Genomic DNA, 23,091 nt, shown 5'->3' on the forward strand with positions numbered 1-23,091 from the left:
CCGATGGCGAGGCGTTTGCGGGGCCGGGAGGCTTTGACCGGTTATGTGTTCGTGCTGCCGGCGGTGGCCCTGTTCGCGATCATGGGCCTCTACACCGTCGGTTACGGGCTGGCGCTCAGCTTCGCCCAGTGGAACGGGTTCACCCCGACCTGGACATGGGTGGGGCTGGGCAACTACCTCGACCTGATCTACCGGGACCCGACCATCGCGCCGATCGTGCACGGCGCGGCGCTGCGGACGCTGGTGGTGATGATCGCGGTGCCGCTGCTCACCGTGCTGGTCGGCTTCCCGCTGGCGGTGGCGCTGAACCACATCACCTGGCTGCGTTCGGCCTATCGCACGGTGTTCTTCCTGCCGCAGGTCACCGCCGGCATCGCGCTGTTCTACGCCTGGACGTACGCGCTGCAGCCGGACGGCTCGCTCAACTTCATCCTGCGCCACCTGGGGCTGGGCACGATCGCCCAGCCCCAGGGCTGGCTGGGCAATCCGGCGACCGCGCTGCCCACGCTGATCGTGGTGATGGTGTTCAGCGCGGTCCCGGTGGCGATGCTGCTGTACCTGAGCGGGTTGCAGACCCTGGACGCGGCGGTGATCGACGCGGCCAGGGTGGACGGCGCGGGTGGCCTGCGCACCATGGCGTCCATCATCTGGCCGCTGCTGCTGCCGATCACCGGCGCGGTGACCATGCTCAACCTGCGCAACGCCCTGCAGGACTTCCAGACCTTCCTGCTGATGACCAACGGCGGCCCCGGCGGGCACACGCTCGTGCTCGGCCTGGAGTCGTACAACCTGGCCTTCTTCAGCGGGTTCAAGCCGACGCTGGGCCTGTCCAGCGCGCTGGGCTGGATCCTGTTCCTGATCGCCCTGGTGCTGGCCTTCGTCAACCTGCGGGTGCTGCGGAGCCGCGCGTGAAGGCCCGCGTGCTCGTGTACGCGATGCTGACCGCGTACGCGCTGATCAGCCTGTATCCGTTCCTGCTGATGGTCTCCGGCGCGTTGAAGGACAGCAAGGAGATCCTGCTCGACGGGCACCTGATCCCGTCGAATCCGACGCTGGCCACGCTCGCCCACACGTGGAACGAGCTGCACTTCTTCACGTACTTCGGGAACAGCCTGATCGTCACCGGCTTCACCACGGTCGGCGTGCTGCTGGTCTACTCGCTGGCCGGTTACGCCTTCGCGGTGCTGCGGTTCCCCGGCCGGCGGCTGCTCTACGGCATGTTCGTGGCGCTGCTGTTCGTGCCGGGCGTGACCATGCTGCTGCCGGTGGTGATCCTCCAGCAGAAACTGGGGCTCATCGGCACCTTCCCGGGCATCATCCTGCCCTTCGTCAACGGCACCGCGCCGCTGTCCATCATGTTGCTCACCAACAGCTTCCGGGCCGTTCCGGCCGAGCTGAAGGAGTCCGCGCGGTGCGACGGGGCCGGCGAGCTGCGCACCTTCTGGTCGATCTACCTGCCGGTGGGCCGGCCGGCGCTGATCACGATCGCGCTGCTCACCGCCGTGCCGACCTGGAACGAGTACGTGCTCACCCGGGTCTCCCTGAACGACGCGTCGCGGTACACGCTGCCGCTGGCGCTGCAGAACCTCAACTCGTCGACCGCACCGCAGGAGAACGTGCTGATGGCCGCCTCGCTGATCATCGTGATCCCGGTGATCATCCTTTTCGTGCTGCTGCAACGGTACTTCGTGAACGGGCTGCAGGGCGCGGTGAAGGGCTGATGCGGGTCCTGGTGACCGGGGCCGGCGGCATGCTCGGCGCGGAGATCGTCGCCGTGCTTTCGGTTGCGCATGAAGTGCTGGCCCACGACCGGAATGTCGGCGACCTGCGGGACCGCGCACAGGTGGAGGCGTTGCTGGACGGGGTGGACGCGGTGGTGCACGCCGCCGCGCTGCCGTCCCCGCTGAGCGCGGCCGAGCCGGTGGTGTTCGGCAACAACGTGGACGCCTCGTTCCACCTGCTGGACGCCGCCGGGCGGGCCGGTATCAAACGGATCGTCTACGTGTCAAGCCTTTCCGCGCTCGGACTGGCCTGGTCGTCGCGGCCGGTGTCGCCGCTGTTCGCGCCGGTGACCGAGCGGCACCCGTACGTCGGCGACGACGTGTACGGGCTGTCCAAGCTGGTCGGCGAGCTCATCGGGGAGACGGTGAGCCGGCGCTGGGGGACCGAGGTGGTCAGCCTGCGGTTCCCGTTCATCGGCAGCGGCGACCGGCTCCGGCGGCACCTCGACCACGTGCGCCGCGATCCCGGCGCGGACCGGGCGGCGCTGTGGAGCTGGATAGACACCCGGGACGCGGCCCGGGCGGTGGTCGCCGCGTTGACCGCGCGGGTCGAGGGGTACGCGCTGGTCAACGTGGCGGCGCCGGACACGACGTCGTCGATCCCGACGGGTGAGCTGATGCGGCGGTTCCATCCGTCGACGCGAATGGATGGCCCGCTCGACGGGTTCGCCGTACCGTTCTCCCTGGAGCTGAGCCGGGAGCTGCTCGGCTTCACGGCCGTGCACACGTGGCGTCCGACGATTGGGGGCACATGAAAACCGCGCTCGTGGTTCGTGGTGGCTGGCCCGGGCACGCGCCCGTCGAGGCGAGTGACCGGTATGCGGGGGAGCTCGCCGCGCGTGGCTATGACGTGACGACGTCGGACAGCCTGGACAGCTATCTGGACGCCGAGTTGTTGGCCCGTACGGACCTCATCGTGCAGTGCTGGACGATGGGGTCCATTTCGCCAGCCCAGGTGGAGGGCCTGACCGCGGCCGTCCGCGCCGGCACCGGATTTGCCGGCTGGCACGGGGGAATCGTCGACTCGTTCCGGGACGAGACGCGGTACCAGCTGATGACCGGCGGGCAGTTCGTGTACCACCCGGCGGAGTTCGTCGAGTACTCCGTGCGCACCGGCGGTTCCTCGTTCACCGTGCACACCGAGCAGTACTACGTGCACACCGATCCGGCGATCGAGGTGCTGGCGGTGACCGACTTCGTGGAGGACGGCACCACCCTGCCCGTCACATGGACGCGGAAGTGGGGCGAGGGTCGGGTCTTCGTCACCACGATCGGCCACAAGCTGGACGACTTCGACGTGCCGGAGGTGGATCGGATGATCATCGAGGGGCTGACATGGGCGAGCCGATGAGGATCGGACTGATCGGCGCCGGCAACATCAGCGGCCAGTACGTGAACACGCTGCCGCGGCTGGACAACGTGGTGCTGACCCGGATCGCCGACCTCGACCCCGCGAAGGCGTCCGCGCTGGCCTCGAAGGCCGAGGTGCCGGCGTGCACGCCCGACGAGCTGTACGCGGCGTCCGATGTGGACATCGTGTTGAACCTGACGATTCCGTTGGCGCACGCCGAGGTCGCGCTGGCAGCCATTGGCGCCGGCAAGCACGTGTACGGCGAGAAGCCGTTGGCGGCCGATACTGCCGCAGCAAAGTCGATCTTGGACGCTGCTGCGGCGGCGGGCGTCGTTGTCGGCTGTGCGCCGGACACCGTGCTGGGCACCGGCGTGCAGACGGCCCGGGCCAGCCTGGATGCCGGTGACATCGGCGTTCCCGTTGCGGCGACGGCCTTCATGACGACGCCGGGACACGAGCGTTGGCACCCGTCCCCGGAGTTCTACTACGAGCCCGGCGGCGGGCCGCTGCTGGACATGGGGCCGTACTACCTGACGGCGCTCGTGACGCTGCTCGGGCCGGTGCGGCGGGTTGTCGGCATGTCGTCGGCGCCCCGGGCGACGCGGGTGATCGGCAGCGGACCCCGGGCGGGCACGACGTTTCCGGTGCGGGTGGCGACGCACGTGACCGGTGTGCTGGAGCATGTCGGCGGCGAGCTGTCGACGTTGATGATGAGCTTCGACATCTGGGGCGCGCAGCTGCCGCGGATCGAGGTGTACGGAACCGAGGGCAGCCTGTCGGTGCCGGACCCGAACAACTTCGACGGCACCGTGCAGATCTTCCGTGACGACTGGGTCGACCTGCCGGTGCTGGCCGGCTACCCGGACGCGGGGCGCGGCTTCGGCCTCGCCGACATGACCAGGTCCATTGTGGACGGAACGCCGCACCGGGCCGACGGGAAGCTGGCGTACCACGTGCTCGACGTGATGGAATGCCTGCTGCGGGCGGCCGAGACCGGCACGTCCGTGCGGATCGGCAGCACCTGCGAGCGACCGGCGGCGGTGACGGCATGAAGATCGGCATGATCGGCTACGCCTTCATGGGGGCGGCGCACTCACATGCGTGGCGGACCGCGGGCCGGTTCTTCGACCTGCCCGCCACGCCCGAACTGGCGGTCGTGTGCGGCCGTTCGGCGGACAAGGTCGCCGCCGCGGCGGCCAAGTTCGGCTGGGAGAGCGCGGAAACCGACTGGCGGGCCGTGGTGGACCGGCCGGACATCGACGTGATCGACATCTGCACGCCGGGCGACAGCCACGCCGAGATCGCCATCGCCGCGTTGGCGGCCGGCAAGCACGTGCTGTGCGAGAAACCCCTGGCCAACACGGTCGAGGAGGCGTCAAGGATGGCCGCGGCGGCCGCTTCGGCCGCCGGGCGGTCGATGGTGATGTTCAACTACCGTCGCGTGCCGGCGCTGGCGTTGGCGCGGCAGCTGATCGCCGACGGCCGGATCGGCGTGGTGCGGCAGGTTCGGGCCCAGTACCTGCAGGACTGGTTGGTGGACCCCGACTTTCCGCTGACCTGGCGGCTCGACGCCGCCAGCGCAGGCTCCGGGGCGCTCGGCGATCTCGGCGCGCACAGCATCGACATGGCGCAGTTCCTGACCGGGCAACGGATTTCCGCCGTCGGCGGCGTGCTGGAGACGTTCGTCGACTCGCGGCCGCTGCTCGACGGTTCCGGCCGCGGTCCCGTCACCGTCGACGACGCCGCGCTGTTCACCGCCCGGTTCGACGGCGGCGCGATCGGCGTGTTCGAGGCGACCCGGTTCGCCACCGGGCGGAAGAACGCGATGCGGATCGAGGTCAGCGGCTCCCTCGGCACGCTGTCGTACGATCAGGAGTCGATGAACGAGCTGCGGTTCTACGATGGCGCCGAGGATGCCCGTACGGCCGGGTTCCGGCGCATTCTCGTGACGGAGTCGACGCATCCGTACATGGACGCGTGGTGGCCGCCCGGGCACATCATCGGCTACGAGCACACTTTCATCCACCAGGTGCGGGATTTCGTGACCGGTGTCGTCGAGGGCACGGAGCTTTCGCCGTCGTTCGACGAGGGTTTGCAGGTGCAGCGGGTGCTGGATGCCGTGCAGCGTGGTGTTTCGCTGACCGAGGTCGGGGGTGCGTGATGGTTCGTCCCGTGACGTTGTTCACCGGGCAGTGGGCCGACCTGCCGTTCGAGGAGGTCTGCCGGCTCGCGTCCGGATGGGGCTACGACGGTCTGGAGGTCTGCACCTGGGGTGATCACTTCGACGTGCAGGCGGCGCTGGCCGACGACTCGTACCTCCCGAAGTTCAAGGAAACCCTGGCCCGGCACGATCTTCAGTGCTGGACGCTGTCGTGCCACCTGACCAGCCAGGCCGTCTGCGACCACCCCATCGACGAGCGGCACCAGAACATCCTGCACCCTCGGGTGTGGGGTGACGGCGATCCCGAGGGCGTGCGGCAGCGGGCCGCCGCCGAGATCGCCGACACCGCTCGGGCCGCGGCCAAGCTCGGAATCAGCACCGTCGTCGGCTTCACCGGTTCGTCGATCTGGCACACCCTGGCCATGTTCCCGCCCGTGCCCGATTCGATGATCGAGCGCGGCTACGCCGACTTCGCCGACCGCTGGAACCCGATCCTCGACGTCTTCGACGAGGTCGGCGTGCGTTATGCGCACGAGGTCCATCCCGGCGAGATCGCCTACGACTACTGGACCACCGTTCGTACCCTGGAGGCCATCGGCCACCGCCCCGCGTTCGGCCTGAACTTCGACCCCAGCCATTTCGTGTGGCAGGACCTCGACCCCGTCGGCTTCCTCTACGACTTCCGGGACCGGATCTATCACGTGGACTGCAAGGAGTCGGTCAAGCGGTTCAACGGCCGCAATGGCCGGCTCGGTTCCCACCTGCCGTGGGGCGATCCCCGTCGTGGCTGGGACTTCGTGTCCACCGGGCACGGGGATGTGCCGTGGGAGGCGTGTTTCCGGATGCTGAACAGCATCGGCTATGACGGGCCCATTTCCGTCGAGTGGGAGGACGCCGGCATGGACCGCCTCACCGGCGCCCCCGACGCTTTGGCGTTCGTCCGTTCCATGACCCGCATCGAACCCCCCGAGGCCTCGTTCGACTCGGCCTTCAGCTCGTAACCCCCGCGAGTCCCGCTCTGGAGCACACCGAATGTCGGTTTCAGGCAGAAATGAGACCCGAGGCTCGGATGTGCACGGAACCGACATTCGGTGTGACTGAGAGCGGGACTCGCCGGGGTGTGTGTGCGCCGATGCCGGCGTCGCGGGCACGGGCGATGGCCTCGGCGCGGTCGGCGGCGCGGAGCTTGGTGAAGATCGCCGAGATGTGGTTGCTGACGGTCTTGGGCGCCAGGTGGAGCTGGCGGGCGATGACGGAGTTGGAGCGGCCGTCGGCGATGAGGTCGAGGACCTGGCGTTCCCGGCGGGTGAGCTCGGGGAAGACGTCCTCGGCCCGGCGGGCGGGGGCGGTGAGCAGTTCGGCGACCCGGTGGGCGACGCCCTCGCCGAAGATGGCCTCGCCGGCGGCGACGCCCCGCACGGCCCGGACGATCTCGGCCTGCTGGGCGGACTTCAGCAGGTAGCCGCGGGCCCCGGCGCGAATGGCCTGGTACACGGAGTCATCGTCGTCGGCGAGGGTGAACACGAGGACCCGAACGCGGGGAAGGGCCCGCAGCACCTCGCGGACGGCGGCGGTGTCGAGGCCCGTGACGACCAGATCGGGCTGGTGCCGCAGGACGGCCCGGACGGCGTCGAGGGTGTCGGCGGCCTCGGCGACGACGCTGATGTCGGTGTCGGAGGCCAGCACGGCGCGCAGGCCACTGCGCACAACGTCGTGATTGTCGGCGAGAACGACCGAAATGCTCCCCATGTGCCGCAGCTTGGCGTGACCGGTGGGGACCGCGCCAGACCCCGTTCACAAGATGGGTGAACTTACCCATACGGCGTGGGTGAACCGAGCCATCGTCACGGCAGGCCGACGACGTACATGTCCACGAATCGGTCCATCGCGGCGTTCACGGCGGCCAGGTCGCCGGTGGCGAGCAGGTCCAGCAGCAGCCCGCGGGTGACGGCCACCCCCAGCCTCGCATGCACGCGGGCGTCCTGTTCGGAAAGACCGTGACTCTTCCCGATGGCGACCAGGGGCTCGATCCACGCGGTCACCACCTCCGGCAGCAGCGCCTCGGTGCCGGGACGACCCTGTAGCGCCTGCCCGTACAGCTCGAAGAACAGCCGCTCGTTCGGGTACAGCGCGGGGTCGGTGAACCGCCGCCAGAAGGCCTTGGCCAGGTCGACGGGGCTGCCGGCGCCGTCGAGGTCGGCCAGCACGGCGCGTTGCCGGGCCTCGACTTCGCGGACGACCTCCACCAGCAGGCCCTCCATGGAGCCGAAGTGGTAGATCAGCATCCGGTGACTGGTGCCCAGTTCGGCGGCCAGTTGCCGCAGGCTGCGCCCGATCACGCCGTGCTCCGACAGATGGTCGACGGCCTTGTCGAGCAGTGCGCGCTTCGGATCCTTGCGTTCCATTGTACCAAATGGTACATGTACCATTTGGTACACGACAAGGGGGCATGATGAAGCGGATCGACGCCCGGGCACACACCGCGGCGAGCCCTACGGCGGTGCACGCCCTCCTTCGCGACGGATCCACCTGGCCGGAGTGGGGCACCGTGGAGACCTTCGCGCTGGAACGGCCCGGCCCGGACGGCGGCGAGAGTGTCGGCGCGATCCGGAACTTCCGCACCGGGCGGTACTTCATGCGGGAACAGATCGTCGAAATCGTGCCCGACCGGCGCTTCAGCTACGCCCTGCTGTCCGGGCTGGCGCTACGCGACTACCGCGCCGACATCGACCTCACGCCGAGCGGCGGCGGCACCGACATCCACTGGCACACCACGTTCCGTGCCAAGGTGCCGGGCATGGGGTGGCTCTACCGGCGAGTCCTGCAGCGGATCACGGAGGCGTTCGTGCGGGGCCTCGCCGACAGAGCCGACGCTCACGTCGACTGAGAGTCAGGGGTCAGCAGGTCGACCAGCTCCGGGTGGCCCTCGTGTTCGGCCCAGTCGAGGGGAGTGGCGTCGAACCGGGCGTCACGGATCGAGGGGTCGGCGCCGAGGGAGAGCAGCAGGCGGGCCATGGGGAGGTTGCCGTCGCCGGCGGCCTGGTGCAGGGCAGTCTGCCACGGCTGCTCGACCGGCATGTCACCGCGGCCCAGGGCGTTGACGGAGAAGCCGAGGGAGACGAGCCGGCGGACGGCGTCGAAGCGGTTGTTGGCGGCGGCCCAGACGACGAGACCGGGGCGGGCGGCCAATGCTTCGGGGACGACGGCGGCATCCACCTCGTCGCCGGTGAGCACGGCGGCGACGAACGACGACACCGGATCCAGCACGGGGGCGGCGGCGCCGGACGACTCCAGGAACGAGGCGATCTCGGTGTTGCCGTTCAGCAACGCCAACTCCACGAAGCCGTCCGAGAAGTCCACGCCGGCGGAGACGAGGAGTTCGACCCGGGCCCGCTGGTCGTGGGTGACGGCCCAGCGCAGCTGGCTCCGCAGCAGCTCCGTGGGTGAAGGCAGGGACAGCCGAGCCCGCCACGGACCGCCGGATCCCCGGCCGAGCCCGTAGCGGAACAGCAGGCGCAGGTGGGAGTCGTCGGTGCCGAACATCCGGTTGTACAGGGCCTGCCCGTCGTTGGCGTCGGCCCCGGCCCGGAGCAGCAACTCGGCCAGCTCCAACGACTGCGGGTGCCGGGGCTGCCGGACGGGGCCCTGCTCGCCCTCCCCGAAGGCCCCGGTGAGCAGGGTGAAGGGCGTGGTCAACCCGCCCCACAGGTACCCGGTGTTGGGATCGGCCCCGGCCTCCAGCAGCAGCCGGGCGGTCCGCAGAGGATCACCGAGACCGACCCGTGAGTACGCCAGGTAGCACAGTGGCTCCCACAAATGCGGCCCGCCCTCGCGCCGCGCCAACGACGGATCGGACGCCAACAACGCGGCGACACGGGAAGCGTCGCCGGCGGCAGCGGCGGCCCAGATGTCCAACTCGGCGGGCACCGAGGCCCGGGCCTGGGCCCAGTGCGCCGGGTCGTCGGAGGTGTAGTTCAGGCACGCCAACCGGCAGAACTCGTCGGTGGCCGAGCCGCCGGCGGGCAGCCCGGAGCGCCGCGGCCAGCGGTAGCGGTCGATGACGTCCACGTGCTGCTTGAGCCGGGCCCAGCTGGCGAACCCGTACTCACGGGCGACGACGAGCTGGGCGTACGCCAGCGGGAACCGCGGGCCGACGGTCCCGTAGGACCGCTGAACCCGGGCCAGGGCGTCGGCATCGCCGGCGCGGACGGCGCGGTGCAGGGCCCGCGCCTGGTGTCGCAGGTGCTCGAAACTGGGGTCATCGGGCAACGAGGGCACGGCGACCTCCCTTCACAAGCCCGCTGTCCGCATCGCCAGGCTGAAAGGAGGTACCGGCAACAAAACCAGGGAACCGCTCAGGCGGGCTGAGCCCTTTCCGCGGACCGGCGGCTCCCTGCGAGCCACCTCCGACCATAGCGCATCCCGACGGCGACGAGCAGGGCGATCAACGTCCACGAGTAGACGTTGCGCACGAAGAACGCCGCCACGCCGTCGAGGAAGTCGAAGGCGATGAACCCGACGTTGATCCCGTGCCGGAAGTCGACCGGCGGTATCTGGGTGGGAACGGCCATGCCGGCCAGGAACACCAGCCCGGGCACCCACCAGGACAGGCCCCGCGCGGCCAGCGCGATGATCACGGGGATGAACCACACCCAGTGGTGCTCCCACGAGAACGGCGACACGGCGCACGCGGTCATGCCGCACAGCCCGAGCGCCAGCACCCGGTCGCCACGCCGGTCGACCACGCCGGCCACGAACGAGCCGGCCACCGCGACGGCGCCGCCGGCCAGCAGCCACGGCAGTTTCGACTCCGGCTCACCGAGCACCCGGGCCAACATGCCGTGAATGGACTGGTCGGACCAGTTCAGTACCGGCCCGACCCGCGTCGAGTCGCCGAACACGCCGCCGATCCAGTAGTGCGCGGCCTCCGGCACCAGCAGCAGGCCGGCCACCACGGTCACCGCGAACGTCGCGACCGCGACACCGGCCGCACGCCAGCGCCGAGCGAACAGCAGGTACACCACGAACAGCAGCGGCGTCAGCTTCACCGCGGCGGCCAGGCCGACACCGACTCCCGTCCACTTGGAACTCCGCGCCCGGCACAGGTCGAACACGACCAGGCCGAGCAGCAGGATGTTGATCTGGCCCAGCATCAGGCTGGTGCGCACCGGTTCCAGCCACAGGGCCATCGCGGCGAACACCATCGTCAGCTCCGGCGGCAGCCCGGCGACCTCACGGCAGCGCTGGACGATCATCCACAGCAGACAGAGGCTGCCGATCACCCACAGCGCGCACATCACGGGCAGCGGAATCAGGGCCAGCGGAAGGAAGAACACCGCCGCGAACGGCGGATAGGTGAACTCCATCGTCCCGAGCACGGGCTGCGAGTACAGCGGCCGGCCCTCCAGCCACGCCTGCGCGCCGGCCTGGTAGACCTGCACGTCGATCAGCGGGCCGGGCCACAGCGTGGCCATCAGCACGGCGGCGCCGGCGGCAACGGCGAACACCGTGCGCGCGTTGGCCACGAGCCAGCGTTGCACCGGGTCGATCCTCAGAAGCATCACTCATGTTCCTTCCCCCGACTGGTCCCCCTAGCCGGCTTGAGTCGCCGGACACCGGCCGTGTTGCAACAAATGGGTGTGACGCCGGTCACTCCGCCGCGTAGTCCCTGGCGCTGAACGTGCGCAGCACGGGTCCACAGGCGGCGGCCGCGGCCAGTGCGACCACGAAACCGGCGGCGGCCGGTGCGAGGATCCACAGGTTGAGCAGCGCCTCGGCGTGTCCGGAAATGCTGTGCGCGACACTGAGAAGCCCGAGCCCGACGAGCATGCCGGCCAGGCAGGATCCGAGTGTGGCAACCAACACGGGCAGCACGACCTCGCGGCGCAACGCCCGGGCCAGCACCCGCACCGGCGTGCCGGCGGCGATCAACGCGCCGAACGTGCGCCGGCGGTCGATGACCGATCCGGCCGCGGCCACCGCCGCGCTCGCGCCGCTGAGCAGCGCCATCAGCGCCAACCCGATGGCGGTGGCCCGGCGCAGGTCGCCCATGAGCGAGTCGTCCTGCTGAACTTCCCGGACGTTGTCCGACACGCGCACGTCGGGCAGCACCCGCACCAGCGCGGTGTACACGGCGTCCCGATTGGACGGTGTCGAAGTGACCGCGACGCCGGTCGGCTTCGCGGCCAGGTCGGGGAACACGGCCGGATCGATGACGATCAGCTGGGGGTAGTCGGACACGGTGTGCACCGGCACGGTCGCCGGCAGGGGTTCGGTCTTCCGGGTCTCGTTCGGCCCGCGGGCGTCGCGCTCGAACTTCACGTCCTTCACGGCATCGGCGTAACCCCGCGGAATGTACACGGCCGGCCCTTCGACGCAGTCGCCCGCGGACAGTCCGGAAAGGACGCTCGCGACCTCCTTGCACGGAGCGATGACGGCGCTGGAGGACCGCTGTTCCTGGTCCGATGTGGACACGAGATACCCGGTCACCATCGGCACCACCTGGGCGGGCAGTGCGCGGCGCGCCATTTCCGCGCGCAACTCGGCGACCGGGTCGGCGTGCTGCCCGACCGACGTCGTGACGATCGCGGAGTCCCGCCACGGGCCGCTGAACGTCGGCATGTCGTTCTCCAGGGCCGGCAGCATGGTCAACGCCATCGAGCCGGCGAACACCGCCACCACCACGCCCGCCGCGGCCCGGAACGACGCCACCGGGTCACCGAGCAGCCGCCGCCCGGCCAGCAGCGTGGACGGCTTGCGCCACCGCGCCACGAAGTACCGCCCTACTAGCGCCGTCACGACGGGGCCGGCCAACACCAGCGCCACGCCGACCGCCCCGAGGCCGACCAGCACGACGGTGAACCGTTCCTGGCCGCCGTAGCCGCTGGTGGCGATGGACACGCCGAGCACGAACACGCCGCCGGCCATGACCAGTCCGAGCAGCCGGGCCGGACTGATCTTGCGCCGCGACTTCTCTTCGGCGGCCATCAGCGGCCGGTCGACCACGCGACGCAGCCCCAACACCGCCGCGGCGACCACGAGAACCGGCGCCAGCACCGCGACGAAGCCGACGAACAGCGGGCCGGACGTGAAGTCTCCGGGCATCCAGGTGCCGCCGCCCCAGGGAATCAAGGCGGTCAAGTGACTCAGCGGTTCCGCCGCGACGACCGCGATCACGCTGCCGAGCACGGCCCCGATCACGGTCTCCACCGCCGCCATCGCGATCACCTGTGCCGGCGTCGCGCCCGCGAGCCGCAGCGCCGCCAGCCGCCGCTCGCGACGGGTCGCGGTGAGCCGCGCCGCCGACGCCACCAACACCAGACACGGCACGATCAACACCACCATGCCGATCCTGGTCAGCAGGTAGAGCATGTCGGAGTTGTCGGCGGCGTAGCCGGCGTTGCCGCCGAAGCCGGTCAGGGCGTAGCCGGAGATCGTCCCCGGCTCGTGGCCGACGATCGCCACCAGCTCGTCCGGGTACTCCAGCGCCTGCTCACCGATCAGGTCGACCACCTGCCCCGGGAACCGGTCGCCGAGCTTCTCCGGCGGCGTCGTGCGCACCAGTTCGGCCAGCGCCGGCGACAGCAGCACCTGGCCCGGCTCGGGGAACTCCCGAATGCCGGGTGCCAGCGAGACGTAGCCGCCGACGTGCGCCCGGGTCACGTCGAAACGATGAATCAGCTTGCCGCCGAACTGGTCCTGGTTCATGGACAGCACGAGCTGGGCGCGACCGTCGTTCTGGCTCACCGTGTTGTAGGTGCTGCGCCAGGCGATCCGGTCGGCGCGCTGCTGCAACGCATGCGGCGCCGACGCCAGCCACAGCACCAGCGACACGCCCAACGCCACGCCCACGGTGACCAGCGCGGTGCTCACCCGGCTGCGAGAGTCGTTACGCAGCACGGCAAGCGCGATGCGGAACACACTCATGAGTAGACCTCCTGCAGAATGCGGCCGTCGGTCAGCTCGACGACCCGTCGGGCCCGGCCGGCGATCGCGGCGTCGTGGGTCACGACGACCACGGCCGCGCCGGATTCCTCGGCCGACGTCAGGAGGGCGGACATCATGTCCTGCCCCGTGCGGGTGTCCAACGCCCCGGTCGGTTCGTCGGCGAAGATCACCCGCGGTCGGTGCGCGAGCGCTCGGGCGATGGCCACGCGCTGTGCCTGCCCACCGGACATCTCGCCGGGCCGCCGCTGCCCCAGCCCGGCCAGCCCGAGCTTGGCCAGCCAGTCGCGGGCGGTCGACACGGCCTGGTGCCGCGGCACGCCGGCCAGCAGCAGTGGCAGCGCCGCGTTCTCCTCGGCGGTCAGCTCCGCGACGAGCATGCCCGACTGGAACACGAAGCCGAACGCGGTCCGCCGCAGCTCGCTGCGCGCCGACTCGGACAGCGTGCCCACGGACTGCCCGTCCAGGAACACGTCGCCGCCGTCCGGCCGCAGGATGCCGGACAGCACGTGCAGCAGGCTCGTCTTGCCGGACCCGCTGGGCCCGATCACCGCCAGCACCTCGCCCGCCTGGATGGTGATGTCCACGCCGTCCAGCGCGTGCACACCGCCGTACTTCTTGGTCAGGCCCCGTCCCGAGAGCACCGGTGTCACCGTCGTCCTCCGATCCTTGGTGTCGGGGACAGACGGTGCCGGAGCACGGCCGGCCGCCGCCTCGGCCGGGCAGCACGGGCCTGGAACCGGCCATCGGCCGAATGACCGATGCCGCGCCGGGCCGGTCGGCCGAGGTCCGAACGCGACGGCCGGCCGTACTGTGTCCTACGTGGACCGACTGCTGACCGCGCTGCGCGCGCCGCTGTTCATCGCGCTCGGACTGGCGGCGGTGTACGCGCTGCAGACCGCGCCGTTCCTGTACTACGGCCTGCGCCCGTCCGAGCTGGCGATGCAGCTGTTCATCCTGCCGACCTGCGTGGCCGCGGTGATCTGCTTCAAGCGCCCGGTGCTGGCCGTGGTCATCGCTTCGATCGCGGCCGGCTTCGGCACCGTGTTCGCGCGGGCGTACCACGTCTCCGAGCCGACGTTTCTCAGCCCGCTGACGCCGGTGGAGACGGTGGCCTTCCTGATCATCATCATGACGGTGGTGTTCTTCGGCGAGCCCGGCGCCGTTGTCCTCGAGGTCGGGCTGCTGTGCCTGTCGGCGACGTTCGCCCTGCTGTTCCGGGAGTACGTCAACCTGTACTCGTCGGTGCTGCGGCTCAACTTCGCCCTGTGCGTGGCGGTCGTCGCCGTCGCGGTGATGGTCAGCATCTACTTCCGGGCCCGGGCCAACATGCGTCGCCGCGAGCTGAGCGCCGCCGTCACCGACGCGCAGCGGGCCGAGCGGGTGGAACTGGCCCGCGAGCTGCACGACGTCGTGGCGCACCACGTGACCGGCATGGTCGTGCAGGCCCAGGCGGCGATGGCCGTCTCGGACAACGACCCGCTGGCCGCGCACCGCCTGCTGCCCGGCATCGTCAACTCCGGCACGGACGCGCTGGCCGCCATGCGCCGGCTGGTCGGCACGCTCCGGGAAAGTGAGCCCCTCTACACGGCGACCACGGACCTGCAGGCCGACGTGCGGGCGGCCGTGGACCGGGCCGCACAGGCCGGCGTTCCGGCGCGGCTGCGGATGGAGCTGCCGGCGTCGGTGCCGCAGGAGGTCGGCCGCTCGGTGCTGCGGCTGGTCCAGGAGTCGCTGACGAACGTGTACAAGCACGCCAACTCCCCGACCGACGTGGCAGTTGAACTGACCAGTACACCTGCGACGCTGCGCCTGACCGTGCGGGACGACGGCCGGGGCGGACGGGTCGTGCCGGTCGGCGGGTCGGGTGGCTACGGTCTGGTCGGCATGAGAGAACGGGTGGAGCTGCTGGGCGGCCTGTTCTCCGCGGGTGAGGTGGACGGCGGCTGGCAGGTGTTGGCCGAGCTGCCATTGGGAGGGGACGCGCGTTGACGGTCCGGGTGCTGATCGCGGACGACCAGGAGATGGTCCGGGTGGGATTCCGGATGATCCTGGACAACCAGCCGGACATCGAGGTGGTCGCCGACGTCCCGGACGGGGTGACGGCGCTGGCGAAGGCCCGCGAGCTGCGGCCCGACGTGTGCCTGGTGGACATCCGGATGCCCGGGATCGACGGGCTGGAGGTGACCAGGCAGCTGGCCGGGCGCGGCGTCGCCGACCCGATCAAGGTTGTTGTCGTGACAACCTTCGACCTCGACGAGTACGTCTACGCGGCGCTGGAGAACGGGGCCTGCGGCTTCCTGCTCAAGGACGCCGGGCCGGCGCTGCTGGTGGAGGCGGTGCGGGCGGCCGCCGCCGGCAACGCGCTGATCTCCCCGCAGATCACGCTGCGCATGCTGCAGCACTTCACCCGCCCGGCCGAGGAGTCGGGGCCGAGCGGGGAGCTGGACCTGCTGACCCAGCGTGAGCAGGACGTGGTGCGGGAGGTGGCTCGTGGCCTGACCAACACCGAGATCGCCGGCGCGCTGTTCCTGTCCCTGTCCACGGTGAAGACGCACCTCGCCTCCGTGCAGAACAAGATCGGCGCGCGGAACCGGGTGGAGATCGCTTCCTGGGCCTGGAGGACCGGCTTGGTCACGGCATAGCCTTCTTGCGAGGCCGCGCCGGTGCCTGGACCGCGGCCGCATGTCGATCGAGTCTGTCCATCGATCGACATGCGGCAAGGGAAGGCACCGGCTTGAAGGCGGCCTCGCCCCGCGCGGCACGCGCGGCGTAAGCACTGCAAGGGCCGTGTCGCTCAGCGGAGACCCTTGGACAGTTGTATAGGGATTTCCCTGACGGCGGTTCGGCCGCAGCCGTTGGGGCCGCCCGGTCGATCGTCCATCCCGCGTTTCGCCCCTACCGTCTTATCTTGTGCAGGACGCGCAGCTTGTCGGCGCCATCGTGGAAGGCGACCGGCAGGGGTGGGCCGAGCTCTACCAGCGGTACGCCGACCCCCTCTACACCTATTGTGTCGCCCAGTTGCAGGATCGGGACGCGGCCGCCGACGTCCTGCACGACACCCTGATCGTCGCCGCCGAGCGGGTGACCCAGCTGCGCGACCCGGAGCGGCTGCGACCCTGGCTGTACGCGATCGCCCGCAACGAGTGCCACCGCCGTCGGCGCAGCCACCGCCGGCTGGTCGCCTTGGAGGAAGCCGGCGACCTGCCGGAGGCCGTCGAGGACGTGGACAGCGAGCTGCGGCTGGACGAGATGCGCCGGCTGGTCCGCGAGGCCCTGGAGGGGCTGAACCCGGGTGAGCGAGAGGTCCTCGAACTCGCCGGCACGCACGGCCTGGCCGGACCCGACCTGGCCGCGGCGCTGGATGTCTCCGTCAACCACGCGAACGCGCTGCTGTCGCGGGCCCGCCAGCAGTTCGAGAAGTCGCTGTCGGCGCTGATCGTGGCCCGTACCGGCCGGCAGGCGTGCGCGGTGCTGGACGACATGCTGCGCAGCTGGGATGGTCGGATGACCCCGTTGCTGCGCAAGCGGATCGCGCGGCACATCGACAACTGCGAGACCTGCGGGGAGAACAAGCGGCGGCGGGTCAACGCCAAGCAGCTGCTGGCGCTCATCCCGCTGCTGGTGGCCGGCGGCGAGATCACCGACAAGGTGACCGAGGAGACCGAGAACCCGGAGCTGGTCAGCTACCGCCGTGACCTGGCCGAACGCGCCGGCCCGTTCCGGCGTCGGGACGGCTTCCCGGTCGGCCGGGCGCCGTGGCGCCGGCCGCCGTGGATCACCATCGCCGCCGTCGCCGCGATGCTGGCCATGCTCGGCGTCTACACCTTCCTGGCGCCGATTCCCGCCGACCAACGCCGGGCACTGCCACCCGTGAAGACCACGACGTCGCCCGTGTCGGTGCCGCCGCCGACCACAACCGAGGAAACCACGACCGTCACGACGACGGCCGATCCGACGACGACCACCATCACCACGACGTCGCGGGTGGTCGCCGCCCCGCCGACGACGGTCGTCACGACGACCACCACGACCAAGACCACCACCACGACGACGACAACAACCACAACGACCACGCCGCCGCCGTCGAGCAGCGTCCCGCCCCGGGGCACGCTCGGTGTCACCCCACGCGAGCTCAACCTCAACTCGGGCAAGGCGTCCGTGACGATCTCGTCGAAGGGGGGATCGCTGGCGTGGAGCGCAACCAGTTCCAACCCTCATGTCACGGTCACGCCCGCCTCGGGCACCCTTGCGACGAACGGGTCGGTGACGGTCTCCGTCGCGCTGACCACGTTCGACAGCTCCGGCGGCGCCACCCTCACCTTCACCGCCAGCGGCGGCCAGACCATCACGGTGAGTGCGAATTGGGCGGTCATCTCGTGACGCAGCGAAGTCCCCAAAAATTTCTGGGAGAAAGTTGTTGTTCCTCGATCTCCCCAGGTCTCCCAGCTTCGGGAGCTCACTCCTGTGAGCGTCCGCACGCCACAGCCGAAGGAGACAGGCGAGATGGAACTTGACACGGCGGCAACCACGCTGACCCGGGTCCCGGTGCTCGTGCGGGCCACGGATCCGATCCTGCAGGGCGGGGTCGCCGTCACGCTGCGCACCAGGCCGGAGGTCCGCCTGGTGGACGAGGACAGCGCGGAGGCGAGATCGGCGGTCGTGTTCGTGGTCGCCGACCGGCTCGACGACCACGCCGCCAAGCTGCTGCGCACGCTGCAGTGCGGTGGCCACACCAAGGTCGCGCTCATCGCCGGCCAGATCGACGACAACGAGATCCTCGTGGCGGTGGAGAACGGGGTCTGCGCGGTGGCCCGCCGCTCGGAGATCAACGCCGACGCCCTGGTGCGGCTGGCCCAGGCCGTCGCCACCGGGGAGGGCGCGCTGCCGCCCGACCTGCTCGGCCGGCTGCTGGACCGGGTCGCCCGGCTGCAGCGCAACGTGCTCGAGCCGCGCGGCCTGCACCTGGGCGGCACCTCCGCCCGCGAGACCGAGGTGCTGCGGCTGGTCGCCGAGGGCTACTCCACCAAGGAGATCGCCGAGCAGCTGTGCTACTCGCAGCGCACCGTCAAGGCGATCATGCACGACATCACCAACCGGTTCCACCTGCGCAACCGCCCGCACGCCGTGGCCTACGCGCTGCGTGAAGGCCTGATCTGACCATCGGTTCCGCATTGAGGGGCGGCGCGGACGGCCGCCCCTCAATGCTGCCGGGTCAGTGCCAGTGACCGGCGCCGGTGCCCACCACTTCCGCGTTGTAGTGCTGGTTGAAGCTGACCACGTGCGAGAAGAAGCCGTTCAGCGTCACGTTCAGCTGGAACGGCAGGGCGGCGATCGGCCCCGAGTTGGCGTCGCCGCGGTTCATCGCGTGGTTGGGCACGACCACCCGCACGTCCACGGAGAAGTCCGGCGGCAGGTAGTTGACCGCGATCCACGGCGCCACGTAGTCGAGGTAGCGGCCGACGCCGTTGTGGCTGGCGCCGTAGTAGTAGGACACGCCGACCTGGAAGTCGTAGTCGGCCTGCCACACCCGCCACCACTCGCTGGAGGCCTTCCAGTGCAGGCTGATGTTGCCCGGCTCGGCGGCCCAGCCGGTCAGCGCCATCGGGTCCACCCCGGCCGGCACGGCGTTGGCGTACTCGCTGGCGTTGATGCTGGCGGTGTTGTGCAGCAGCTCGATCACGGTCTTGCCGACGTTGACGATCGTGTCGACGGCGCCGCCCTCGCCGCCGATGGTCTCCGGCGCCCCCGTGCCGGCCAGCTGGTCGCTGGCGGTGTAGGCGGCGAAGCTGCCGGCGTCGGCCAGCAGTGCCTGGTGGAACTCGTCCTGACTGACCTGCGGCGTGGTGTCGGTCATCGTTGTCTCCTCAGCGGGTCGCGAAGATGTTGGCGCGCGAGTTCGCGCCCAGCTCGAACGAGCGCTCGAAGGTGGCGTAGTCCAGCTGCTGCGGACCGTGGATCGGGTCGTTGTAGTACATCCAGGTGCCGGCGGTGGTCCCGTCCGACCAGATGCCGTAGAGCACGACGGCGTGGCTGACGTTGCCCATCGCGCTCTGCTTGATCACGATCCACAGTGGACCGTGGTCGGACAGCTCGGTCACCCAGTACGCGGGCACCCCGCACGCCGGGTAGACCTCGTGCACGCCCCAGTGCTGGGCGATCGGCTCGATCCGGTCCCAGGTCATGGCCACGTCCCGGTACTCGCCGAGCACGCTGTCCAGGTCGGTGCCGACCAGCATCGCGATGCCGGCGGCCCAGCAGCTGGTGTTGTCGTGCTGGTACACCATGCCGACGGTCTCGCTGTGGCTGAACGGTTCCCAGGGTTCTGTCATGGTGTCAACCGCCGATCATCACGGTGCCCGCGCCGACGATGGAGCTCGTCGGCGACGGCGCTGGGTCGTTGCAGGTGGTCACCGGGTCGCCGACCCGGGCGGCCGGCTTGTTGTTGATCAGGACCGTGGAGCTGCCCTGGGTGACCGTGCCCTGGTTGGTCGGCGGCACCTGGAACGGGCCGCCCTGCGGAATGTGCGGCGGCGAGTTCGTCGCCGTGCTGCCCACGGTCGCCGCCGGCATGCCGCCGATCGTCACGTCGGTGCTGCAGCCGCCGGTGATCATGCCGGCGAACGGGTGGGGCAGCGGCGTCGGCACCGGGCCGCCGGGCGACGGGATCATCACGATGTGCACGTCCGTGCCGACGACCTGGTCGCCCTGCTTGGCCCCGGGGCTCATGGCGTCTCCTCGATCCGCTTGCGCGCCCACTGCTTCCGGCCGTTCGGGGGAGTCATGGGACGTACGGTGTTGGCCACGCCCAGGTGCACCTCGTCGGCGGGCTTGGCCAACTCGGTGTCGACCGGCGGCACGTACGGAGCGTTGACCGTCAGCACGAAGCCGGCCCGTGGCGGGAACCCCAGTTCGCACGGCAGGGTCTCGCCCAGGCGCAGGTCCAGGCCGGTGTCCTCGTCGGTGAGGGCGATCAGCGCCTGCCCGAGCAGCGCGTGCTCCGACTCGACGTCGGCGGCGTGCGCCTGGACCACATAGGACAGTTCGTAGCGGCGGGTCGGCGCCCGCCGGCCGAGCAACGTGCCGTCGACGCCCCGCACGTCGTCCCAGCCGGCCGACCGGCCGCGCGCGTCGTCCCGCAGCCCGAACAGGGTCAGCGAGACGGCGGGCTGCAAGTCCGTGGCGTCCAAAGCTGTCGGCACGGCGAGGAGAACGGCGGTGCCGTCCGGCAGCCGTTTCCGCAGCAGGTCGCGCAGCGCCTGGTCGACGGTGGGGATCACAGCACGAAGTGTCCGGGCCGGACGCCGGCGATCGCAGTGGCGGACAGGCGTCCTTTCGGACCTGAGACCGCCGCCCCTAGGGGCAGCCCCGGTCGCCCTTCGTCCCGCCCCGCTGCCGCTGGGAACGATACCGCCGATTGGTCACGATGGCGTGGTCGCCAGTGTCTGTCAGGGAGGGCCCGATGCCAAGCAGCTACCTCGCGCCCGGCGTGTACATGGAGGAAGTCTCATCGGGCTCGCGGCCGATCGAGGCCGTCGGGACCGCGGTCGCCGCCTTCGTCGGATTCGCCGAGAAGGGGCCGGTCAACGAGCCGGTCCTGGTCACCAGCTGGACCCAGTTCAAGCGCTCCTTCGGCGACTTCGTCGAGGGCTACCACCTCGCGCACGCCGTCTACGGCTACTTCCTCAACGGCGGCGGCACCGCGTACGTGGTCCGGGTCGGGGGCGCCGCCGGCGACACCGCGCCCATCGCCGAACTGCCGTCCGCAGTGGACGGTCGGGTCGCGCTGACCGTCTCCGCCAAGCAGCCGGAGCTGACCGGCGTCAGCGTCGAGGTGCAGCCGGCCGGCGAGCCCGCCGACGACACGTTCAAACTGGTGGTGAAGCAGGGCGGCCAGCCCGTCGAGACCTTCGACAACGTCACCACCCGGCGCGGCGCCAACAACGTCGTCACCGTGGTCCGGGCCCAGTCGAAGCTGATCACCGTCGAGGACACCAAGGGCAAGGTGCTGGCGGTGCCGCAGGTCGGCGAGGTCGCACTGCCCGCGGGCGGCACGGACGTCGTCAACGCCGGCGACTACGTCGGCAACTCGGCCGACCGCACCGGTTTCGGCGGCCTGGAGGCCATCGACAACGTGACCATGCTGTGCGTGCCCGACCTGATGGCCGCCTACCAGCACGGCAAGATCTCCCTGGACGACGTCAAGGCCGTGCAGCTGGCGATGATCGCGCACTGCGAGCTGATGTCCGACCGCGTCGCCATCCTGGACACCCCGCCCGGCCTGAACGCCCAGCGCGTCAAGGAATGGCGGATGGACTTCACCGGCTACGACTCCAAGTACGCGGCCATGTACTGGCCGTGGATCAAGGTCGCCGACCCGGTCGCCGGCAAGCAGGTCTTCGTGCCGCCGAGCGGCCACATGGCCGGCATCTGGGCGCGCAACGACGCCAACCGCGGCGTGCACAAGGCCCCCGCCAACGAGGTCGTGCGCGGCGCGGTGACGCTGGAGCTGAACATCACCAAGGGCGAGCACGACACGCTCAACCCGGTCTCGGTCAACTGCATCCGCGCCTTCCCCGGGCAGGGCATCCGGGTGTGGGGCGCGCGCACGCTGTCCAGCGACCCGGAGTGGCGCTACCTCAACGTGCGGCGGCTGTTCAACTACGTGGAGAAGTCCATTCTCCAGGGCACCAACTGGGTCGTGTTCGAGCCCAACGACCCGAAGCTGTGGGACTCGGTCAAGCGCACCATCACCATGTTCCTGCGCCGGGTGTGGCGGGACGGGGCGCTGTTCGGCCGCACGCCGGCCGAGGCGTTCTTCGTCAAGTGCGACGAGGAGAACAACCCGCCGGAGAACCGCGACGCCGGCATCCTCACCGTCGAACTGGGCATCGCGCCGGTCAAGCCGGCCGAGTTCGTGGTGTTCCGCATCTCCCAGTTCTCCGAGGGCGCTTCGCTCGAAGAGTAGTCCCGAACCGTCCATTAAGGAGACACGACGATGCCTTCCGGACTCGGTCCGAACCAGCCGAGCGACGCGCTCACCGCGGCCCGGTTCTCCATCACCATCGACGGCTACGAGATCGCCTCCTTCGCCGAGCTGCTCGGCATCACCACCGAGGTCGAGGCGGTCGAGCTGATGGAGTCCACCGACAAGGCGGTGGTGCTCAAGAAGCTGCCCGGCAAGACCAAGCCGCCGACGCTGGTCCTCAAGCGCGGCAAGAACTCCAGCATGGAGCTGTGGGCGTGGCACGAGGCCGTGCTCAACGGCGACATCGTCGCCGCGCGCAAGAGCTGCTCGCTGGTGATGTACTCCACCGACGGCAAGCCGGTGGCCCGGTACCACCTTGAGCACGCGTGGCCGGCCAAGCTGGAGATCGGCGCTCTGAAGGCCGGCGCCAGCGAGGTGCTGATGGAGACCGTGACCCTGGTCTGCGAGCACATCCAGCGGGTGGCGCCGTGACCGCCGTGCAGGAGACCCTGCGCACCGAGTACCCGTTCACGCTGCCGCGCGGCTACGTGGACGAGAACGGCCGGGTGCACCGCAACGGTGTCATGCGGCTGGCCACCGCCCGGGACGAGATCACCACGCAGGCCGACCAGCGATCCAAGCAGAACCCCGCGTACCTCACGGTGTTGCTGCTGGAGCGGACCGTCACCGAGCTCGGCGAACTGTCCGCGGTGGACACGTTCGTCATCGAGAACCTGTTCGCCTCGGACCTGGCGTTCCTCCAGGACCTGTACCGGCGGATCAACCAGGACGGCCACACCGAGGTCGCCGTCAGCTGTCCGCACTGCGGCAAGGACTTCGGGGTCGACATCGCCGGTGATGCGCCGGGGGGATCCTGACGTGCGCG

Annotated in this window: 25 protein-coding genes; 15 read left to right on the plus strand and 10 right to left on the minus strand. The window is 70.2% G+C overall.

The annotated features are described in order from the left end of the window. The first annotated feature begins 3 nt into the window (after positions 1-3). From BJ998_RS31770 to BJ998_RS31800, 7 genes are read left to right on the plus strand one after another with little or no spacing between them, the layout of a single operon-like run. A complete protein-coding gene (locus BJ998_RS31770) occupies positions 4-912 on the plus strand; it encodes a carbohydrate ABC transporter permease (protein WP_184867008.1) in 909 nt (302 codons plus the stop codon). Continuing rightward, positions 909-1,721: a carbohydrate ABC transporter permease gene (locus BJ998_RS47815; protein WP_221338191.1), complete on the plus strand. Its 813-nt coding sequence runs from the start codon at positions 909-911 to the stop codon at positions 1,719-1,721. Before BJ998_RS31770 ends, BJ998_RS47815 begins: the two co-directional genes overlap by 4 nt. After that, on the plus strand, positions 1,721-2,536 hold the full coding sequence (locus tag BJ998_RS31780; protein ID WP_184867009.1) for an NAD-dependent epimerase/dehydratase family protein: 816 nt from the start codon (positions 1,721-1,723) through the stop codon (positions 2,534-2,536). Before BJ998_RS47815 ends, BJ998_RS31780 begins: the two co-directional genes overlap by 1 nt. Next, on the plus strand, positions 2,533-3,132 hold the full coding sequence (locus tag BJ998_RS31785; RefSeq protein WP_184867010.1) for a ThuA domain-containing protein: 600 nt from the start codon (positions 2,533-2,535) through the stop codon (positions 3,130-3,132). Before BJ998_RS31780 ends, BJ998_RS31785 begins: the two co-directional genes overlap by 4 nt. Beyond that, the gene (locus BJ998_RS31790; RefSeq protein WP_184867011.1) at positions 3,117-4,184 is read left to right on the plus strand and encodes a Gfo/Idh/MocA family protein; all 1,068 of its coding nucleotides are present in this window, start codon (positions 3,117-3,119) and stop codon (positions 4,182-4,184) included. Before BJ998_RS31785 ends, BJ998_RS31790 begins: the two co-directional genes overlap by 16 nt. After that, on the plus strand, positions 4,181-5,293 hold the full coding sequence (locus BJ998_RS31795) for a Gfo/Idh/MocA family protein (RefSeq protein ID WP_221338192.1): 1,113 nt from the start codon (positions 4,181-4,183) through the stop codon (positions 5,291-5,293). Before BJ998_RS31790 ends, BJ998_RS31795 begins: the two co-directional genes overlap by 4 nt. After that, entirely contained in the window at positions 5,293-6,294 is a 1,002-nt protein-coding gene (locus BJ998_RS31800) for a sugar phosphate isomerase/epimerase family protein (RefSeq protein WP_184867013.1), read from the plus strand. Before BJ998_RS31795 ends, BJ998_RS31800 begins: the two co-directional genes overlap by 1 nt. A 40-nt stretch (positions 6,295-6,334) precedes the next feature. Here the strand turns inward: BJ998_RS31800 and BJ998_RS31805 are convergent, their stop codons facing one another. Both BJ998_RS31805 and BJ998_RS31810 read right to left on the minus strand, forming a co-directional pair. After that, positions 6,335-7,042: a LuxR C-terminal-related transcriptional regulator gene (locus BJ998_RS31805; RefSeq protein ID WP_184867014.1), complete on the minus strand. Its 708-nt coding sequence runs from the start codon at positions 7,040-7,042 to the stop codon at positions 6,335-6,337. 95 nt (positions 7,043-7,137) lie between these two features. Beyond that, entirely contained in the window at positions 7,138-7,698 is a 561-nt protein-coding gene (locus BJ998_RS31810) for a TetR/AcrR family transcriptional regulator (RefSeq protein WP_184867015.1), read from the minus strand. A 47-nt stretch (positions 7,699-7,745) separates the two neighbouring features. On the opposite strand from BJ998_RS31810, the gene BJ998_RS31815 reads away from it, so the two are divergent. Further along, complete coding sequence (locus BJ998_RS31815; RefSeq protein WP_246488695.1) at positions 7,746-8,180, plus strand: SRPBCC family protein; 435 nt, start codon at positions 7,746-7,748, stop codon at positions 8,178-8,180. Here the strand turns inward: BJ998_RS31815 and BJ998_RS31820 are convergent. The 4 genes from BJ998_RS31820 to BJ998_RS31835 all read right to left on the minus strand — a co-directional run bounded on the left by BJ998_RS31820 (position 8,168) and on the right by BJ998_RS31835 (position 13,881). Continuing rightward, entirely contained in the window at positions 8,168-9,571 is a 1,404-nt protein-coding gene (locus BJ998_RS31820) for an ankyrin repeat domain-containing protein (RefSeq protein ID WP_184867017.1), read from the minus strand. The two genes, BJ998_RS31815 and BJ998_RS31820, sit on opposite strands and share 13 nt — an antisense overlap. Positions 9,572-9,648: 77 nt before the next feature. Further along, complete coding sequence (locus BJ998_RS31825; protein ID WP_184867018.1) at positions 9,649-10,854, minus strand: glycosyltransferase 87 family protein; 1,206 nt, start codon at positions 10,852-10,854, stop codon at positions 9,649-9,651. Between the two features lie 88 nt (positions 10,855-10,942). Then, on the minus strand, positions 10,943-13,219 hold the full coding sequence (locus BJ998_RS31830) for an FtsX-like permease family protein (RefSeq protein WP_184867019.1): 2,277 nt from the start codon (positions 13,217-13,219) through the stop codon (positions 10,943-10,945). Then, positions 13,216-13,881 (minus strand): ABC transporter ATP-binding protein, encoded by a 666-nt coding sequence (locus BJ998_RS31835; protein WP_184867020.1) that lies wholly within the window; start codon positions 13,879-13,881, stop codon positions 13,216-13,218. Before BJ998_RS31835 ends, BJ998_RS31830 begins: the two co-directional genes overlap by 4 nt. Positions 13,882-14,059: 178 nt before the next feature. Between BJ998_RS31835 and BJ998_RS31840 the strand changes: the two genes are divergently transcribed. From BJ998_RS31840 to BJ998_RS31855, 4 genes are all read left to right on the plus strand, one after another. Then, a complete protein-coding gene (locus BJ998_RS31840) occupies positions 14,060-15,229 on the plus strand; it encodes a sensor histidine kinase (protein WP_184867021.1) in 1,170 nt (389 codons plus the stop codon). After that, a complete protein-coding gene (locus BJ998_RS31845; protein ID WP_281393023.1) occupies positions 15,226-15,882 on the plus strand; it encodes a response regulator in 657 nt (218 codons plus the stop codon). Before BJ998_RS31840 ends, BJ998_RS31845 begins: the two co-directional genes overlap by 4 nt. A 268-nt stretch (positions 15,883-16,150) precedes the next feature. After that, a complete protein-coding gene (locus tag BJ998_RS49275) occupies positions 16,151-17,620 on the plus strand; it encodes a sigma-70 family RNA polymerase sigma factor (RefSeq protein ID WP_184867022.1) in 1,470 nt (489 codons plus the stop codon). A 123-nt stretch (positions 17,621-17,743) separates the two neighbouring features. Beyond that, entirely contained in the window at positions 17,744-18,397 is a 654-nt protein-coding gene (locus BJ998_RS31855; protein WP_184867023.1) for a helix-turn-helix transcriptional regulator, read from the plus strand. Between the two features lie 55 nt (positions 18,398-18,452). Here BJ998_RS31855 and BJ998_RS31860 read toward each other — a convergent pair whose 3' ends face one another. From BJ998_RS31860 to BJ998_RS31875, 4 genes are read right to left on the minus strand one after another with little or no spacing between them, the layout of a single operon-like run. Further along, positions 18,453-19,094, minus strand: a complete 642-nt coding sequence (locus tag BJ998_RS31860; RefSeq protein ID WP_184867024.1) for a hypothetical protein — start codon at positions 19,092-19,094, stop codon at positions 18,453-18,455. A 10-nt stretch (positions 19,095-19,104) separates the two neighbouring features. Next, complete coding sequence (locus tag BJ998_RS31865) at positions 19,105-19,569, minus strand: papain-like cysteine protease family protein (RefSeq protein WP_184867025.1); 465 nt, start codon at positions 19,567-19,569, stop codon at positions 19,105-19,107. 4 nt (positions 19,570-19,573) lie between these two features. Next, positions 19,574-19,966 (minus strand): PAAR domain-containing protein, encoded by a 393-nt coding sequence (locus BJ998_RS31870; RefSeq protein ID WP_184867026.1) that lies wholly within the window; start codon positions 19,964-19,966, stop codon positions 19,574-19,576. Continuing rightward, complete coding sequence (locus BJ998_RS31875) at positions 19,963-20,517, minus strand: Pvc16 family protein (RefSeq protein ID WP_184867027.1); 555 nt, start codon at positions 20,515-20,517, stop codon at positions 19,963-19,965. The genes BJ998_RS31870 and BJ998_RS31875 overlap by 4 nt, the downstream gene beginning before the upstream one ends. A gap of 182 nt (positions 20,518-20,699) precedes the next feature. On the opposite strand from BJ998_RS31875, the gene BJ998_RS31880 reads away from it, so the two are divergent. Genes BJ998_RS31880 through BJ998_RS31890 form a run of 3 tightly spaced genes read left to right on the plus strand, consistent with a single transcriptional unit; the run spans position 20,700 to position 23,083 of the window. Then, positions 20,700-22,205: a phage tail sheath family protein gene (locus BJ998_RS31880; RefSeq protein ID WP_184867028.1), complete on the plus strand. Its 1,506-nt coding sequence runs from the start codon at positions 20,700-20,702 to the stop codon at positions 22,203-22,205. A 30-nt stretch (positions 22,206-22,235) separates the two neighbouring features. Then, on the plus strand, positions 22,236-22,697 hold the full coding sequence (locus BJ998_RS31885) for a phage tail protein (RefSeq protein WP_184867029.1): 462 nt from the start codon (positions 22,236-22,238) through the stop codon (positions 22,695-22,697). After that, positions 22,694-23,083, plus strand: coding sequence for a phage tail assembly protein (locus BJ998_RS31890; protein ID WP_312890423.1), 390 nt, complete (start codon positions 22,694-22,696; stop codon positions 23,081-23,083). The genes BJ998_RS31885 and BJ998_RS31890 overlap by 4 nt, the downstream gene beginning before the upstream one ends. Positions 23,084-23,091 lie beyond the last annotated feature (8 nt).

It is taken from the genome of Kutzneria kofuensis (genome assembly GCF_014203355.1).
GTDB lineage: Bacteria > Actinomycetota > Actinomycetes > Mycobacteriales > Pseudonocardiaceae > Kutzneria > Kutzneria kofuensis.